The sequence below is a fragment of the Actinomadura roseirufa genome (assembly GCF_900659635.1).
GTDB lineage: Bacteria > Actinomycetota > Actinomycetes > Streptosporangiales > Streptosporangiaceae > Spirillospora > Spirillospora roseirufa.
The window spans coordinates 1-16,590 of sequence record NZ_CAACVB010000172.1; the positions used below are offsets into that span (position 1 = coordinate 1).

Genomic DNA, 16,590 nt, shown 5'->3' on the forward strand with positions numbered 1-16,590 from the left:
CACCAATGATACCGAAGTGACAATTAACGCGATCGCTGCTTAACTAGCACAACGGATCACGGGGTGGCCTTTTCTTACACCACTCCCATGGACGCGGCCGCGCGCCACGCCCGGGCGGTAGTTTCTACAGATGAGCGATCGGCCGACCCTCGACGCCATCCGGCGCGCGCCCAAGGTGCTGCTGCACGACCATCTCGACGGCGGGGTACGGCCCGCGACCGTCGTCGACCTCGCCCGCGAGACCGGGTACGAGGACCTGCCGACCACGGACGTGGAGAGCCTGCGGACGTGGTTCGCCGAGGCGTCCAACTCCGGGTCGCTGGAGCGGTACCTGGAGACGTTCTCGCACACCGTCGGCGTGATGCAGTCCACCGAGGCGCTCACGCGGGTGGCCTACGAGTGCGCCGAGGACCTCGCCAAGGACGGCGTCGTGTACGCGGAGGTGCGGTACGCGCCCGAGCTGCACACGCGGACGGGCCTGACGCTGGAACAGGTCGTCGAGGCCGTGCTGGAGGGGTTCGCGCGCGGCGGGCGCGAGCACGGGATCCGGGTCGGGACGCTGGTGACGGCGATGCGGCACCAGGCGCGCAGCATGGAGATCGCGGAACTGGCCGTCCGGTACCGGGACGCGGGCGTCGTGGGCTTCGACATCGCGGGCGCGGAGGCCGGATACCCGCCCACCCGGCACCTGGACGCCTTCGAGTACCTCCAGCGGGAGAACGCGCACTTCACCATCCACGCGGGGGAGGGGTTCGGGCTGCCGTCGATCTGGCAGGCGATCCAGTGGTGCGGCGCCGACCGGCTCGGGCACGGCGTGCGGATCATCGACGACATCGACGTGACCGGCGGCACGCCGAGGCTCGGGCGGCTCGCCGACTACGTCCGCGACAAGCGCATCCCGCTGGAGATGTGCCCGACGTCCAACATCCAGACGGGCGCGGCGAAGTCGATCGCCGAGCACCCGATCGGGCTGCTGCGGCGGCTGAGCTTCCGGGTCACGGTGAACACCGACAACCGGCTGATGAGCGGGACGACGCTGTCGGAGGAGTTCGCGCGGCTCGTGGACGCCTTCGGGTACGGCTGGGACGACCTCCAGTGGTTCACCGTCAACGCGATGAAGTCGGCGTTCGCGCCGTTCACCGACCGGCTGGAGCTGATCAACGGAGTGATCAAGCCCGGGTTCGCGCAGCTCAAGTGGAGCGGCGCCCGTCCCCTGGCATGATCGGGGCATGACGATTCGTTCCACCGGCGGGCGCGTCGCCGCCTACGCGTGGTTCGCGTTCGCCGCGCTGAACCTCGCCGACCTGGCGTTCGGCATCACCGGCGACGCCCACTACTCCGTGACCACGGGCTCGATCGCGGTGCTGCTGCTGCTCGGCTGCGGGATCGCCTACGTCATCGGGCTCCGGCCGGCGATCATCGGGGACGACGCCGGGGTGACGGTCCGCAACCCGCTGCGTGTCGCGCGGGCGCCGTGGCGGCGCCGCGCTGGCCCTGCTGCCCGCCGACCGCGTGCTGGTGGCCGCGCACGCCTGGCTCGCGCCGCTGCCGCCGGAGGGCGCCTCGGTGATCGTGCACCGGACGCCGGACCGGGCGCCCGAGCTGGCCGCCGCCCAGGGGACCGGGTCGGCGGACCTGCTCCAGAACGGCCTGGCCGACGTCCTGGTGGAGGAGCGCCCGGACGCCGCGGACGAGCCGGAGGCGTTCTGCCGGCGCGTCGCGGCGGCGCTGGAAGCGGAGCTGTCCGGGCTGGTCCCGGGGGATCCGGCGGCGCGGACGGACCGCTACCGGGCACTGCCGCGTCCCGCACGTTGACCTGATTTCATTTGGGTACGTACGATCTCGGGGTCGGCCCCTCGCGCCCCCCAGGAGGAACCCGTGCGCGCCCTGCTCATCCAGCACGACCACCTCACGTCCGCCGGGCCGGTGGGGGAGCGGCTGACCGGGCGCGGCTGGGACCTGAGCGAGCTGCTCGTGGTGCCCGCCGACCGGCATCTGACCCCGGACGTCGCGTGCGACTTCCCCGACCCGCTGGGCTTCGACCTGGTCGTCCCGATGGGCGCGCCCTGGTCGGTGGACGATCCGGGTGTCGCGTCGTGGGTGGAGCCGGAGCTCGCCATGCTCGGCAAGGCGCACGCGGCGGGCGTGCCGATCCTCGGCATCTGCTTCGGCGGGCAGGCCCTCGCGGCGGCCCTGGGCGGGCGGGTCGAGCGGGCCCCGCGCCCGGAGCTGGGCTGGGTGGACGTCGAGACCGGCGATCCGGACCTGGTCGGCCCCGGCCCGTGGTTCCAGTTCCACTACGACCGCTGGGTGCTGCCGCCCGGGGCCGTCGAGGTCGCCCGCGACGACGTCTGCTCCCAGGCGTTCGTCCTCGGCCGGAGCATGGGCGTGCAGTTCCACCCGGAGATCACTCCGGCCGAGCTGGAGGCGTGGCTCACGCACGGCGGCGCGGCGCACATGCGCGCCGCGGGCGTCGACCCGGACGCGGTCCTGGCAGAGGTGCGGCGGACCGAGGACGCCTCGGCCCGCCGCACCCACGCCCTGGTGGACGCCTTCCTCGATCGAGTGGCCGCCCAGTAGCAGGCGGGCGCCCGCTCAGGTCTCGCAGGCCAGGCCGTAGCGCACCAGCACGTCCTGCGACCTGAGGTGCCCCGGCCCGCGACGCGCCGTCCTGTCCGGCGCCTTGAAGGGCGTAGCGTCGAAGGAGGGCGCGGTGACGGCCCGTGCCGACTCTGCCCGTGCCGACTCTGCCCCAGTCGACGCGGACGGCGCGGCCCCCGGGCGCGCCGTCCCCGGCATGGCGGCGGCCGGGCGGGCCGTCCGGCGCCGGGTGCCGCGATGGCGCCGGCCCCGGGGGATCTGCGCGCCCAGCGCCGCGAGCCCCAGCCCGGCCAGGACGGCGGCGAGCGCCCACGTGGTCATCTTGTAGGTCTGGCATCCTGCCGTCGTGTCCGCCATGTCGCTCGTTGTCCTGTTCTTGGGCGATCCCGACCTTTCTCTATGGCAGTGTGTCAGGTGTTCGTCACGCTGAGTATCGTGGCAATCCCGTACAGCCGCTCGTAGCCGTCCCCACCCTGGTCGGACGGGCCGCCGGCCGGTCAGCGGCCCGGCTCGCCGGCGGCCTGGACCAGGGCCCCGAACAGGGCCTGCTGCGCCCGGTCGGTGGCGGCGGTGTCCTCCGGGTGCCACTGGACGGCGAGGAACCAGCCCCGCCCGCCGGACGGCCCGTCCGACAGCTCGGCGGCCTCGACCGTGCCGTCGGCGGCGTGGGCGGTGGGGGTGAGCCCGGCGGCCAGCGTCGCGATGGACTGGTGGTGGTAGCAGGAGACGAGGGTCTCGACGGTGTCCAGCGTCTTGGCGAGCATGGTGCCCGGCGTGACGGCCACGGGGTGGACGCGGTGCCGGTGGTCGGGCTCCATGTGCTGGTGCAGCGTGCCGCCGAGCACCGTGTTCACGACCTGGAAGCCCCGGCAGACGGCGAGCGTGGGCAGGCCGGCCGCCAGGGCGTGCGCGGCGAGGGCGAGGTCGAACTCGTCCTGCGTCTCGTCCACGTCGTACAGGGCCTCGTGCTCGGTGGCCGCCCCGTAGTGCCGGGGGTGCAGGTCGCCGCCGCCCGGCAGCAGGACGCCGTCGCAGCGCTCCAGGCGGGACGGGTCGAACGGCGCGGCGGGATGCATGACGAACGGCTCGCCGCCGGCCCGGTAGACCGCCTCGACCAGGGCGCGGGCGGCGACCTCGGAGGCGTAACGCAGGGCGGAGGCGCTGGCGGAGAAACGGGCGGGCAGCGCGATGAGGGGGCGGGTCACAGCTCGATCCAGGTCGTCTTCAGGTCGGTGTACTTGTCGAGGGCGTGCAGGGACTTGTCGCGGCCGTGGCCCGACAGCTTGACGCCGCCGAACGGGACGCTCATGTCGCCCTCCTCGTAGCAGTTGACCCAGACCGTCCCGGCGCGCAGGGCGCGGGACACGCGGTGGGCGGTGGACAGGTCCGACGTCCAGACGGCGGCGGCCAGGCCGTAGTCGGTGTCGTTGGCGAGCGCGACGGCCTCGTCCACCTCGTCGAACTCCAGGACGGCCAGGACGGGGCCGAAGATCTCCTCGCGGGCCACCGCCATCGAGGGCGTCACCCGGTCGAACACGGTCGGGGCGAGGTAGCGGCCCTCGCGGGCCTCGCCGCCCGCGCGCAGCCGCGCGCCGTCGGCCTTGGCGGTCGCGACGTGCGACAGGACGCGGGCGTGGTGCCCGGCCGAGACCAGCGGGCCCATCTCGGTGGCCGGGTCGAGCGGGTCGCCGACGCGCAGCGACGCGGCGCGGGCCGTGATCCGCTCGACGACGCGCTCGGCGACGGACCGGTGGACGAGCAGCCGCGACGGCGCCGTGCACATCTCGCCCTGGTTGAAGAAGATGCCCCACGCGGCGGTGTCGGCGGCGGCGTTCAGGTCCGGGGCGTCCGGGAGGATGATGTTGGGCGACTTGCCGCCGAGCTCCAGCCACACGCGCTTGAGGTTGGAGCCCGCCGCGTAGCGCAGGAAGTGCCGGCCGACCTCGGTGGACCCGGTGAACGCCAGGACGTCCACCCCCGGGTGCTCGCCGAGGGCCCGCCCGGCGATCTCGCCGGGCCCGTTCACCACGTTGAACACCCCGGGCGGAAGCCCGGCCTCGGCGGCCAGCGCGGCCAGGTGCAGCGCCGACAGCGGCGACTCCTCGGCGGGCTTCAGCACGACCGTGCAGCCGGCGGCGAGCGCGGGCGCGACCTTCCACGCGGCCATGGTGAGGGGGAAGTTCCACGGGACGACCGCGGCGACGACCCCGGCGGGCTCGCGGGTGACCAGGGCGAGCGAGGAGCCGCCCGTGCGGGGCGCCTCGTCGAGCTGCTTGTCGGCGACCTCGGCGTACCAGCGCAGGCAGCCGAGGAGGGCGCGCAGCTCGATGCCGTGCGCCTCGGTGATCGGCTTGCCCATCTCCAGGCTGATCAGCAGCGCGAGGGTGTCGCGGTCGCGTTCGGCGAGGTCGGCCCAGCGCAGCAGGGCGGCCTTGCGCTCGGCGGGGGAGAGGCGGGGCCAGGGGCCGGTGTCGAAGGCGCGGCGCGCGGCGGCGACGGCGGCGTCCACCTCCGCCGGCCCGGCGGAGGCGACGTGGGCGATCGCGAGGCCGTCCCGGGGGGAGATCACGGGGGTGGCGGCGGCCGCGTCCGTGAAGGCGCCGCCGATGTGGAGGCCGGTGTGCGGGGTGAGCCCGGCGGCACGGGCGCGCCATTCGTCGTACGGGACGTCGGTCACGGGCCGCTCCTCGCGCTAGAGTTCGTTTGAACCCAAACATTAGCGGGGACGGGTTGACCGCCGCCATCCCGCTTCCTAGATTATTTGGGACCAAACAAGCTGGAGGTGCAGCGATGGCAACAGTCGCGGGCGTCGCCGTCGACCCCGGGCACTGGATCGGCGGTGAGCGCACCGGCTCCGCCGCGACGTTCACCGACGTCTCCCCGATCGACGAGCGGCCGATCGCCGAGATCGCGCGCGGCGGGGCGCAGGAGGCGGAGGCGGCGGTGGCCGCCGCCCACCGGGCCTTCCCCTCATGGGCGCGGACCGGCCGGGAAGAGCGCGCGCGCCTGCTGCACGCGATCGCCGACGGCGTCGAGAAGCGGACCGAGGAGCTGGCGCAGGTCGAGACGGCCGACAACGGCGCGCTGATCCGCTCCCACCGGCGCGGCGTCATGCCGCGGGTGGCGCACAACTTCCGGTTCTTCGCCGACCGGCTGCTCGGCCTCGGCCACCCGGACTTCGAGACCCGGGGCCACACCAACCACGTGAGCTGGGACCCGGCGGGCGTCTGCGCGCTCATCACGCCGTGGAACGCCCCGCTGATGCTGGCCACCTGGAAGATCGCGCCCGCGCTGGCGGCCGGGAACACGGTCGTGCTCAAGCCCGCCGAGTGGACGCCGCTGACCGCCTCCCTGCTGGCCGACATCGCCGCCGAGGCGGGGCTGCCCGCCGGGGTGTTCAACGTCGTCCAGGGCTACGGCGCCGAGGTGGGCGGCCCGCTCACCGCGCACCCGGACGTGAAGCGGATCAGCTTCACCGGCTCGGTGCCGACGGCCCGCACGATCGCCGCCGCCGCGGCCGCGAACCTCACCCCGCTGTCGCTGGAGCTGGGCGGCAAGTCCCCGCTGGTCGTGTTCGCCGACGCCGACCTCGACCTCGCGGTCGACCTGGCGGTCGAGCAGTACGACAACGCCGGGCAGGTCTGCCTGGCCGCCACCCGGCTGCTGGTCGAGTCGTCGATCGCCGACGAGTTCGCCGAGCGGTTCATCACCAGGGCGGGCCGGCTCCGGCAGGGCGACCCGCGCGAGGAGACCACCGACATCGGCCCGCAGATCCACCGGCGCCACCTGGAGCGCGTGGACGGCTTCGTCCGGCGGGCCAAGGACGCCGGGGCCACGGCCGTGATCGGCGGCGGCCCCAACGAGGAGCTGGGCGGCCTCTACTACCGTCCCACGCTGTTCACCGGCGCGCGGGACGGCGCGGAGATCCTCACCGAGGAGGTCTTCGGGCCCGTCCTGACGCTCCAGACCTTCGACACCGAAGAGCAGGCCATCGCGATGGCCAACGGCACCCGCTTCGGCCTCGCCGCCACGCTCGCCACGGGCGACCCGGAGCGCGCGCGGCGCGTCACCGACCAGCTCGTGGCCGGGACCGTCTGGGTCAACTGCTTCTTCGTCCGCGACCTCCAGGCCCCGTTCGGGGGATCCCGGCAGTCCGGAGTGGGCCGCGAAGGCGGCGACTGGAGCTTCGACTTCTACTGCGACCTGAAGAACACGGTGACGGCGCCATGGGTGAGGTAGTCGGCGCTGGGCTGCTCGCCCACGTCCCAACGATCGTGCTGCCCGAGGTGACGCGGCGCGAGCTGAACCACGGCGAGGACACCACGCTCGTCCCCGGCCTGAAGCGGCTCCGCGCGGAGGTCTTCGACCGGGACGACTACGACACCGTCGTCCTCCTGGACTCGCACTGGGCCACCACCGTCGAGTTCGTCACCACCGCGCACGACCGGCGCGCCGGGCTGTACACGTCCGAGGAACTGCCGCGCGGCATGTCCCGGATGCCCTACGACATCCCCGGCGACCCGGAGCTGGCCCGCGCGATCGCGACCTTCGCCGGCAAGCACGGGACCTACATCACCCCGATCGACGACCCGTACCTGCCGATCTACTACGCGACCGTCAACCTGTGGACGCACCTCGGCGTGCGCGACAACCCCTACCTCGGGGACCCGGGCAAGGCGTGGATCTCGATCGGCGTGTGCCAGACGGCCGACACCGAGGACTTCCTGCGCCTCGGCCGGGCCCTCGGGGACGCGATCGCCGCCACCGACCGGCGCGTCCTGCTCATCGCCTCCGGGGCGCTGTCGCACACGTTCTGGCCGCTGCGCGTGATCCGTGACCACGAGGCGGCCGGGCCCGAGCACATCTTCACCCCCGAGGCGCGGGCCGCCGACGAGGAGCGCATCGCCTGGCTCCGCGCGGGCGACCACGCCCGCGTCCTGGACACCATGCCGGAGTTCCTCCGCTTCAAGCCCGAGGCCCGCTTCGGCCACTACCTCATGATGATCGGCGCGCTGGGGGAGCGGGCGTGCACCGCGCCCGGCCGCCTCTACAGCGAGTACGAGAACTCCGTCGGAACCGGCCAGGTGCACCTCTGGTTCGACCGCCCCGAGAACGGATGGACTGCCTGAATGCCCGAGTACCGCCGCATCCTGCTCGACGGCGCCGCCACCCAGGTCGTGCGCGACGGTGACGTCCTCCTCAGCGCGGACGGCCGTAGCGTCCGCGCGGACGAGGCCGTCCACCTGCCGCCGTGCGAGCCGTCCAAGGTGGTCGCGGTCCACCTGAACCACCGCAGCCGGGTCGAGGAGTTCCAGACCTCGCTGCCGCCCGCGCCCACGTACTTCCACAAGCCGATCTCGGCGCTGAACGCGCACGGCGGGGCGGTCGTGCGGCCCGAGCGGTGCAAGTACCTCAACTACGAGGGCGAGATCGCGATCGTCATCGGCCGGACGGCGCGCAACGTCTCGCCCAAGGAGGCCGGGGAGTACATCGCCGGCTACACGGTCGCCAACGACTACGGCCTGCACGACTTCCGCGACACCGATGCCGGCTCCATGCTGCGCGTGAAGGGCTCGGACACGCTCTGCCCGCTCGGCCCCGGTCTCGTCACCGGCTGGGACTTCCGCGGCAAGTACCTGCGCACCTACGTCAACGGGGAGCTGGTGCAGGACGGGAGCACCGACGAGATGGAGTGGGACATGCACTACCTCGTCGCCGACATCGCCCGCACCATCACCCTGTACCCGGGGGACGTGCTGCTGTCGGGCACCCCGGCCAACTCGCGTCCCGTCCAGCCGGGCGACGTGGTGGAGGTCGAGGCGGAGGGCCTCGGGCGGCTGCGCAACCACATCGTCGCCGGGCCGGTCCCGGTCCGCGACGACTGCGGCGCCCAGCCGACGGAGTCCGAGGAAGTGATCTCCACGACGTTCGGCGGCGACTGGGAGTTCCGCGGCATCCGCGCCCCGCGCCGCTGAGCGCGCCGCCGGTGAAGGTCCAGGGCGCCCCTCCCGGCCCGGAGGGGCGCCCTGGACGTCTTTGCGCGCCGGCTCAGGAGAGCAGCGCGTCCGTGCGCTCGACGACCTCCCGGCAGAACGCCCCGACGCCGTCCGGGTCGTCGGTGAACTGCGACGGCTTGATGCAGAACGTCGTGAAGCCCTGGTCGAGCTGGGCGGGGATGCTCTCCAGCGCCGGGGCGAGCGGCGAGACCGAGTGGTCGTCGGGGAACACCGGGCGGCAGCCGCCGATCATCTCCAGCGCGGCGGCGTCGCGCCCGGCCGCCGCCATCGCCTCGTGCAGCCGGGTCAGCTCCTCGGGGGCGGGGCGGCCGAGGGGATGGAAACCGTGCCCGTAGCGCACCAGGCGGTTCAGGAGCGGCTCGTGCATGTGCTGGCCGCCGAACCACATGCGCGGCCCGTCCGGGCGGTACGCGCGGGGCTCGAAGTAGACGTCCTCGAAGGAGAAGTGCCGGCCCTGGTAGGAGACGGGGGAACCGCGCCAGAGCAGGTCCCAGATCTCCAGCTGCTCGTCCAGGATGGCGCCCCGCTTGCCGAACGGCACGCCGAGCGCGGCGTACTCGTCCCGGCTCCAGCTGACCGTCGGCTGGACGACGAGGCGGCCCTCCGACAGCAGGTCGAGCGTGCCGATGTCGCGGGCCAGTGCGAGCGGGTGGCGCAGCGGCGCCAGCACGGCGGCGGCGGCGAGCCGGATCCGGGTGGTGACCGAGGCGATCGCGCCGAGCAGCATCAGCGAGCCGGGCCAGGGGGTGAACGGGTCCTGGTTGCCGGGCAGCGCGTACTCGCGCGGGTTGCCCATCACGCCGTCCGCGCCCGCGTCGGGACCGAGGACGAGGTGCTCGCTGACCATCACGGCGTCGAAGCCGGCGTCCTCGGCCTCGCGCGCCCAGCGGACGAGCGTCGGCAGGTCGCGGCCGGTGGTCAGGGTCCAGTTCTCGCTGAGCACGAGCACGAATCGGGGTGTCATCCCGTTATCGTATGGACCCAAACGACAACCCGGCAAGGGTCAGCCGCGGGGCCGCCGTCCCGAGCGCCGGGGCGGCGGCGGGGACTGCTCCCGCAGCGCCGCCCGCCGCGCGTCGCCCTCCTCCTCCAGGTGCTCCACGACCGACCGGAGCGTCTGCGCCAGCTCCCGGTTGTCGTCGCCGCTCAGCCGCTCCACCACGAACGCCTCCTCGGCGTTGAACGCCGGGAACAGCCCGCGCATCAGGTCCTCGCCCTTGGCGGTCAGCCGGAGCAGGACGAGCCGGCCGTCGGTGGCGTGCGAGCCGCGCTCGATCAGCCCGCGCCCCTCCAGCGTCTTCACGACCCCGGTCAGCGTCCCCTTGGAGATGCCCGCCTCCTCGGCGACGTGGCGGGTCTCCATCTCGGCCCAGATCCACACCACCCAGAGCACGACGAACGAGGTCCAGGTGAGGTCGGCGCCGCGCAGGACCGAGCTCTCGAAGTGCTGCCGGATCGCCGCCGCGGCGCGGTAGATGTTGGAGACCGCCATCATCGCGTCATGGCGCAGGGGCACGTCGCCGAGCCGCCTCTGGATCGCCTGCTCGGTCTCTTGCAGTGTGTGATGGCCGGTCACGTACGTCCTTTCGTGGAGCCCGGAGCCTCCGTCGTCTCCCGGGCCGACTGCTGAATCTACCCTTGCCGATCCTCGTTCGGGTCCGTACGATCTCCGGGTCCGGTATTCGTGCGGGTCCAAACGAGTCATGGCCCGGACGTCCCGTGCCGGCCCGCGGGCCGGGAGCGCGCCCTCCCGGCCCGCACCGCGCCCCGGTCAGGCCAGCCGGCGGCCGCCGTTCCAGACGACGCCCACCTGGCGGAAGTAGGCGCCGATCGGCTCGACGATCTCCAGCCGGGACAGCTCCTCGGTGGGGGAGTCGAACAGGCGCAGCTCGAAGTCGCCCTTCCAGGCCGGGCCCGCCTCGAAGGAGGAGGCGCCGGACTCGACCAGCTCGTCCAGCGAAGGCGGCATGCCCCGCTCGATGGACGGCAGGAAGCGGTGGTGCGCCATCGGGTGGCCGTTGACGAAGCCGTTGGTCTCCGACGGCTCGCGCAGCGTCACGACGGCCTCGGCCAGCCGGCGGTCCGCGGCGGCGACGCTCGCGCCGAACCGGCCGCCCTCGGCGACGCGGGGCGCGCCCAGCCCGTACGGGTGGGGGCGGGTCTGGTGGATCGAGCCGAGCTTCTTCGGGTATCCCTGGTGGAGGCCGCGCGCGATGGCGAAGTCCTTGTCGACCCAGATGTAGACGCAGCGGGAGTACGTCCGGCCCTCGAAGGAGCAGCGGACGACGACGAAGCACTCCTTGTACTGGGCCCGGACGGGGTCCAGCAGCTCCTCGCCGGACTCGCCGCACGACTGCCAGTCCGCCCAGATGATCGCGACGGCGCCCGGGTCGTCGGCGGCGGGCGAGAGGGGCTCGGGCAGCAGCTCGGCCACCCGCGCCGGGTCGGTGCGGTACTCGACGGTCAGCAGGTCGCCCGAGTAGTGCCAGGGCGGGGTCGGGATCAGCGACGAGCGGCCCGTCGCGGTCTTCGGGTGCAGGAAACCTCGCACGGTCGCCACTGCGGCTCCTTCGGGAAGGATATCGTTTGGGTCCGTACGATATGTGCCCGGGTCGCGGTTTGTCACACCCGGCCCGGTGATCTGGGGTCCGGCGCGGGAAGTCTTGTCAGCGTCGGCCGTGCCGCCATATGGTTTGAGCCCAAATGAATCCGTCCCGAGGAGAGACCCGCGTGAGCCGAGAGGAAGCCACGGCAGGCCAGGGATCCGCGGCCCGCGACATCGCGGCGCGGCTGTCGGCCGACGGCATCGACGTCGTCCGGGTGACGTTCACCGACCTGATCGGCGTCGAGCGCGCGCGCGACGTGCTCGTCGAACGGCTGCCGGACGTGGCCGAGCACGGCCTCGCCTTCTGCCGCGCGGTCTACCACACCAGCCCCCAGGGCGACACGGTCGAGGTCGCGGGCGGGCTGGACGCCGGGCTGCCCGACATCAAGATCCGCCCGGACCTGTCGACGCTGACCGAGGTGCCGTGGGAGCCGGGCGTCGCGACCTGCCTCGGCGACGCGTTCGAGCCGGACGGCGGCGAGCCCTGCCCGGAGGCCCCGCGCGAGGTGCTGCGCCGCGCCGCCGCACGGCTCGCCGACCTCGGCGTCGCCCCGGTCGCCGGGCCCGAGCTGGAGTACTACCTGTGCGAGCCCGACCCCGGGTCGCCCACCGGCTGGCGCCCCTACGGCGACGCGCCCGGCAACGTCTACACCGCCGGGCGCAAGGGCGACGCGGAGGGGCACCTCCTGCGGACCCTCCGCCACCTGCGCGACCTCGGCCTCGGCGTCACGATGGGCAACCACGAGTTCGGCGCCGGCCAGTTCGAGATCAACCTGGACCACTCGGCCGCCCTGGACGCCGCCGACCGCGCGTTCCGCTTCAAGTCCGCCGTCCAGGAGATCGCCCGGGGCGACGGGCGGCTGGCCACCTTCATGGCCAAGCCGTTCAACGCCGAGGGCGGGTCGGGCTTCCACGTCCACCTGTCCTGCCTGGACGCCGACGGCGCCAACGTCTTCGACGACCCCGGCGCCGAGGACGGGCTGTCGGAGACCGCGCACCAGGCCGTCGCCGGGGTGCTGGAGCACGCGCCCGCGCTCGCCGCGCTCCTCAACCCCACCGTGAACTCCTACAAGCGGTTCGGGCCCGACAGCCTCGCGCCGTGGCTGATCGACTGGGGGCTCGACAACCGCAGCGCCATGATCCGGATCCCGCCGGAGCGCGGCGCCGCCGCCCGCCTGGAGGTCCGGCTCGGCGACGCCTCCGCCAACCCCTACCTCGGCATCGCCGGCCTGCTCGCCGCCGTGTACCTCGGCGTCCGCGACAAGGCGGCCGTCCCGCCGCCGCTGGAGGGCTACGGCTACGACGCCTCCAGGGCGCCCCGGCTGCCCGGCGACCTGCCGTCCGCGCTCGACGCGCTCGCCGCCGACGAGGCCCTCACCGAGGTGCTGGGGGAGCGGTTCGTGACCGCCTACCTGACCTACAAGCGCGACGAGGTCGCCCGTTTCCAGCGGCACGTCACCGACTGGGAGTTCCGCGAGTACGCGTACCACCTGTAAGGCCGCAAGGGAGCCCCGTGCCTGACAACCCCGTGTCCGACGACGCCGTGCTTGACGACGCCCTCGCGGTGGACCTCTCCGACCCCGGGCTGTTCCTGGACGGGGAGACGCCCTGGCGGATGTTCGACGCGCTGCGCCGCACCGAGCCCGTCCACTGGAACCCCGAGACGGACGGCGGCGGCGGGTTCTGGTCGCTGACCCGGCACGCCGACATCGTGGCCGCCGACCGCGACCACGAGACGTTCACCTCCGAGAAGTTCGTGAACCTGGAGGAGGTGGACGAGCGGCAGGCCGAGATCAGGCGGTCGATGCTGGAGACCGACGGGCCCCGGCACCTGGCGCTGCGCCGCGTCCTGCAGCGCGACTTCGCGCCCCGCGCCGTCGCCGGGTACGCGACGTTCCTGCGCGGGCTGACCGGCCGGACGCTGGACGCCGCGCTCGCCAAGGGCACCTTCGACTTCGTGAGCGAGGTCGCCGCGGACTTCCCGATCAACGTGCTGGCCCGGATGCTGGACGTCCCGGAGGGCGACACCGGGCGGCTCATCGACTGGGGCAACCGGATCATCGCCAACACCGACCCGGACTACGCCGACGTCCTGCTGCACAGCGCGGAGAGCGAGCGCTACCGCGACCTGCCGTTCCGCAGCCCCGCGTCGCTGGAGGTGTTCGAGTACGGCCGCGAGCTGGCGGCGCGGCGGCGCGGCGGCACCGGTACGGACCTGGTCAGCCGGCTGGTCAACGAGACCCCGCGCGACGGCGAGCCGCTGTCGCCCCGCGACTTCGACAACTACTTCCTGCTGCTGGTCGTGGCGGGCAACGAGACGACCCGGCACGCCATCTCGCAGACCATGCGCGCGCTGATCGAGCATCCGGAGCAGGCCGACCGGCTGCGCGCCGACCCGGAGCTGATGCCGTCCGCCGTGGAGGAGTTCCTGCGCTGGTCCTCGCCCGTCTACCACTTTCGGCGGACCGCGACCCGGGACGTCGTGGTGGGCGGCAAGCGGATCCGCGAGGGCGACAAGGTCGTGCTGTGGTTCGCGTCCGGCAACCGCGACGAGGACGTCTTCGCCGACCCGTACCGGTTCGACGTCGCCCGCACCCCGAACGACCACCTCACGTTCGGCAAGGGCGGGCGGCACTTCTGCCTCGGCAGCGCCCTCGCCCGGCTGGAGCTGCGGATCATGTTCGAGGAGCTGCTGCCCCGGCTGGCGGACGTCCGGCTCGCCGGGGACGTCCGCCGCGTCCGGTCGAACTTCGTGAACGGGATCAAGGAGATGCCGGTCACGGTGTCCCTGGCCTGAGCGGGTTCTGTCGGGGGACGATGCGATACTCCCGCCCATGCCTCCCACGCCGCCTCACACCGGGCCCTCGGCGATCCCTCCGCTCCCCGCCGACCCGGCGACCTCGACGCACTATCTCGACTGGGTGAAGACGGGCGACCCCGGCGCCGAGGCCACGGCCGCGGCGGCGCTCGCCGACATGGACGGCGCCCTCGGCCGCGCCCGCGACAAGCCCGGCCGGTTCGTGGACGAGATGGCGCGGCTGGCGCGCCGCCTCCCCGAGGCGCACCGGCCCCGGTTCTGGGACACGGCCGGCCACCGGCTCGCCTGGTTCGCGCCCCGGCACGCCGCCACCGCCTACGGGCACGCGCGCGACGCCGAGGAACGGCACGGGCTGCCGGTCGAGGCCGCCCACCGCCGCGAGAACGCGCTGCTGTTCGCGCGGCGCGGCGCGCTCGGCGCCAAGCAGGTCAAGGCGCACCAGGCGTGGCTGGCCGCCACCTACCCGGCGGAGCGGGCCCACCGGGAGTTCGCCCGGTTCGTCGAGGAGTGGGCCGCGGGCGGCGCTGCCCCGCCCGCCGACCTGCACACTCGCCTGCGCGCGTCCGCCAAGGCCGCCGGTCTCGGGCCTGAGGAGGACGCCGTCCTGCTCGGCCGGGCCCTCGCCGGGGCGCGCGGCACCGCCGTCCCCGACGGGCTGCTGGACGGCGCCGCCCGCGTGTTCGCGAAGGCGCCGCCCCCGGCCGGGGCGGGCACCGCGCTCGCGGAGATCTTCCCCACCGGCACCACTGACGGCGCGGCCTGGCTGCGGATGCTGGACGCGGCCGGGGTCATCGACGCGATGGGCTCCGGCGAGGCGCGGCCGTCCGGCGGGCTCGCGGGCTGGCTCGGAGGATTCGCCCGGCACTACTCCTACACGCGGGTCGCCTACGGCGGCATCATGCGCCAGGCGATGCCGGCCGAGCTGTACGCCGCGCTGCCGAGGCTCACGCCCCGGCTGCGGGCCGAGGGCACCGAGGTCGTCCTGCACGAGTCGCGCTTCCGCGGCGCCTCCCACTTCGACGCCGACCTCGTCGACGCGTGCCTGGCGGAGGGCGTTCCCGTGCGGGACCCCGGCCCCGGGGTGCCGCTGCACTTCTGGGGCGAGCGCTCCCGCCGCGACCTGAACGCCCTCGCGGCGGACCCGGTGCTGGGCGGGCGGCTGGAGGGCACCGTCCACGCGGCGCGGCGGCGGGGCACCGCCATCTCCCTGCTCCCGGAGTCGCCGGGCGTCGAGAAGGCGGTGCACGAGCGGCTCGTCGCGCTGATCGGTGAGGTCGCGGGCGGCGGGCTCGGGTCGGCGGAACGGGCGATGACGACCCTGGACGAGCTGCTCGACCCGCCCACGGCCGCTGCGCTGGAGGGCATCGGCCCGGCCCTCGGCGGGCTCGGCCTCGCGGTCCCGCTGGCCCGCACGCTCGCCGCGGGCATCCCCGCCGAGCTGGTCTGGCCCGCGTTCGAGGCGGCGCTCGCCGACCTCGGTGAGGCCCCGGTGGGGCTCACCTCCACCTGGCCCGTCCTGACCGTCTTCGGGCGGAGCCGCGCCATCGCCGTCGACCACGCCGGACGGCGCGGCGAGTGCGCGTTCGAGCTGCCAGCCGGCGCAGGCCGGTGCGTCGTCCATCACGCCGGCGGCGACTTCCTCATCGGCTGGGCGGACGGGGCCGGGGGCGGCGTCGTCCGGCACGCGTTCTGGGCCGGTGACCCGGGAACCGTCTTCGAACCGGAGCGCACGATCGGCCTCAGGGCCTGTCACGGGCGGCGGCGCGGCGGGTTCGGCTACCAGTTCGAGACGCCGGGCGGGCGGCACGACGGCGAACGCGTCCTGCGTCCCGGCGGCCGGGAGGGGATCGGCGACCACGAGCACCAGCTGACCGACGGCGCCCGGATCTGGAGCGCGCAACGGTACGCCGACTCGCTCGACGACTGGACCGTGTTCGACCTCGCCACGGGGGCGCGCTCGGCCGCGGTGGAGCTGCCCGGCTTCCTCGCCTCGGCGCCGCCGGAGGGCGAGCGGGACGACCTCGAACTGCTCAGCCTCGTCCGTCTTCCCGACGGGGTCACCGGCTCGCCGCTCGGCGCGGCGGACGGCCTCGCCGGGTTCAGGGTGACCGAGCCGGAGCGGGGGCGCTCCGACGGGCCGTCCAGGTGGACGATCGAAGGGGCCGACGGGCGCAGGGCCACGTTCCGCCACGAGCAGGACGGCGGCTCCCCGTGGGGCGTCATCCGGATGCCCGCCGGGGGCCCCGATCTCGTCATCGCCTGGAACGACCACAACGCGTTCCTGCCCATGCCCTGCCACGACCCGGCGGACGGCACACTCCTGTGGGAGGGGCGCACCTTCCCCAGCACGGCGGTATGGGACAAGCCCGATCCCAAGGACCGGCCGCTGCTCCTCCCGCCCGCCTTCTGGCACTTCCTCGTCCCGCGCGACCTCGGCTCCTCCCGCGCCCTCCGCGCCGTCGACGAGGCCGCCGCCCGCGCCCTGCTGGAGGCCGCCGCCGATACCGCCCCCGGCGGCGACCGGCGCGCGGCGGTCCGGGCCGCGCTCG

At 74.1% G+C, this 16,590-nt stretch carries 14 protein-coding genes and 1 pseudogene; 9 read left to right on the top strand and 6 right to left on the bottom strand.

The genetic code is table 11. The features are described from left to right. Positions 1–130: 130 nt before the first annotated feature. The 3 genes from E1291_RS28625 (at position 131) to E1291_RS28635 (ending at position 2,580) form a co-directional block, all read left to right on the top strand. Positions 131–1,222, top strand: a complete 1,092-nt coding sequence (locus tag E1291_RS28625; RefSeq protein WP_131741190.1) for an adenosine deaminase — start codon at positions 131–133, stop codon at positions 1,220–1,222. 236 nt (positions 1,223–1,458) lie between these two features. After that, positions 1,459–1,815, top strand: a complete 357-nt coding sequence (locus tag E1291_RS28630) for a Clp protease/crotonase-like domain-containing protein (RefSeq protein WP_207400991.1) — start codon at positions 1,459–1,461, stop codon at positions 1,813–1,815. Between the two features lie 63 nt (positions 1,816–1,878). Further along, positions 1,879–2,580: a type 1 glutamine amidotransferase gene (locus E1291_RS28635; RefSeq protein WP_131741191.1), complete on the top strand. Its 702-nt coding sequence runs from the start codon at positions 1,879–1,881 to the stop codon at positions 2,578–2,580. A 15-nt stretch (positions 2,581–2,595) separates the two neighbouring features. Here E1291_RS28635 and E1291_RS28640 read toward each other — a convergent pair whose 3' ends face one another. The 3 genes from E1291_RS28640 to E1291_RS28650 form a co-directional block, all read right to left on the bottom strand. Further along, positions 2,596–2,958, bottom strand: a complete 363-nt coding sequence (locus E1291_RS28640; protein ID WP_131741192.1) for a hypothetical protein — start codon at positions 2,956–2,958, stop codon at positions 2,596–2,598. Positions 2,959–3,098: 140 nt separating this feature from the next. Further along, positions 3,099–3,806 carry a gamma-glutamyl-gamma-aminobutyrate hydrolase family protein gene (locus E1291_RS28645; RefSeq protein WP_131741193.1) on the bottom strand — a complete coding sequence of 236 codons (708 nt, stop codon included), beginning with the start codon at positions 3,804–3,806 and terminating at the stop codon, positions 3,099–3,101. Further along, the gene (locus E1291_RS28650; RefSeq protein WP_131741194.1) at positions 3,803–5,278 is read right to left on the bottom strand and encodes an aldehyde dehydrogenase family protein; all 1,476 of its coding nucleotides are present in this window, start codon (positions 5,276–5,278) and stop codon (positions 3,803–3,805) included. Before E1291_RS28650 ends, E1291_RS28645 begins: the two co-directional genes overlap by 4 nt. A gap of 113 nt (positions 5,279–5,391) precedes the next feature. On the opposite strand from E1291_RS28650, the gene E1291_RS28655 reads away from it, so the two are divergent. Genes E1291_RS28655 through E1291_RS28665 form a run of 3 tightly spaced genes read left to right on the top strand, consistent with a single transcriptional unit; the run spans position 5,392 to position 8,576 of the window. After that, positions 5,392–6,840 carry an aldehyde dehydrogenase gene (locus E1291_RS28655; protein WP_131741195.1) on the top strand — a complete coding sequence of 483 codons (1,449 nt, stop codon included), beginning with the start codon at positions 5,392–5,394 and terminating at the stop codon, positions 6,838–6,840. Then, positions 6,828–7,730 (top strand): 3,4-dihydroxyphenylacetate 2,3-dioxygenase, encoded by a 903-nt coding sequence (locus tag E1291_RS28660; protein WP_131741196.1) that lies wholly within the window; start codon positions 6,828–6,830, stop codon positions 7,728–7,730. The genes E1291_RS28655 and E1291_RS28660 overlap by 13 nt, the downstream gene beginning before the upstream one ends. Next, positions 7,731–8,576, top strand: coding sequence for a fumarylacetoacetate hydrolase family protein (locus tag E1291_RS28665; protein ID WP_131741197.1), 846 nt, complete (start codon positions 7,731–7,733; stop codon positions 8,574–8,576). Positions 8,577–8,649: 73 nt separating this feature from the next. On the opposite strand, the gene E1291_RS28670 is transcribed toward E1291_RS28665, so the two are convergent. The 3 genes from E1291_RS28670 to E1291_RS28680 all read right to left on the bottom strand — a co-directional run bounded on the left by E1291_RS28670 (position 8,650) and on the right by E1291_RS28680 (position 11,178). Beyond that, a complete protein-coding gene (locus E1291_RS28670; RefSeq protein WP_131741198.1) occupies positions 8,650–9,582 on the bottom strand; it encodes a TIGR03619 family F420-dependent LLM class oxidoreductase in 933 nt (310 codons plus the stop codon). A gap of 39 nt (positions 9,583–9,621) precedes the next feature. Next, entirely contained in the window at positions 9,622–10,194 is a 573-nt protein-coding gene (locus tag E1291_RS44745; protein ID WP_131741199.1) for a MarR family winged helix-turn-helix transcriptional regulator, read from the bottom strand. Positions 10,195–10,389: 195 nt separating this feature from the next. Further along, positions 10,390–11,178, bottom strand: coding sequence for an acetoacetate decarboxylase family protein (locus tag E1291_RS28680; RefSeq protein ID WP_131741200.1), 789 nt, complete (start codon positions 11,176–11,178; stop codon positions 10,390–10,392). A gap of 170 nt (positions 11,179–11,348) precedes the next feature. Between E1291_RS28680 and E1291_RS28685 the strand changes: the two genes are divergently transcribed. From E1291_RS28685 to E1291_RS28695, 3 genes and pseudogenes are all read left to right on the top strand, one after another. After that, positions 11,349–12,719, top strand: a complete 1,371-nt coding sequence (locus E1291_RS28685) for a glutamine synthetase family protein (RefSeq protein WP_242614430.1) — start codon at positions 11,349–11,351, stop codon at positions 12,717–12,719. A 17-nt stretch (positions 12,720–12,736) separates the two neighbouring features. Next, positions 12,737–14,020, top strand: a complete 1,284-nt coding sequence (locus E1291_RS28690) for a cytochrome P450 (RefSeq protein ID WP_242614431.1) — start codon at positions 12,737–12,739, stop codon at positions 14,018–14,020. 37 nt (positions 14,021–14,057) lie between these two features. Further along, positions 14,058–16,590 (top strand): annotated as a pseudogene (locus E1291_RS28695) (hypothetical protein); the annotation flags it as partial.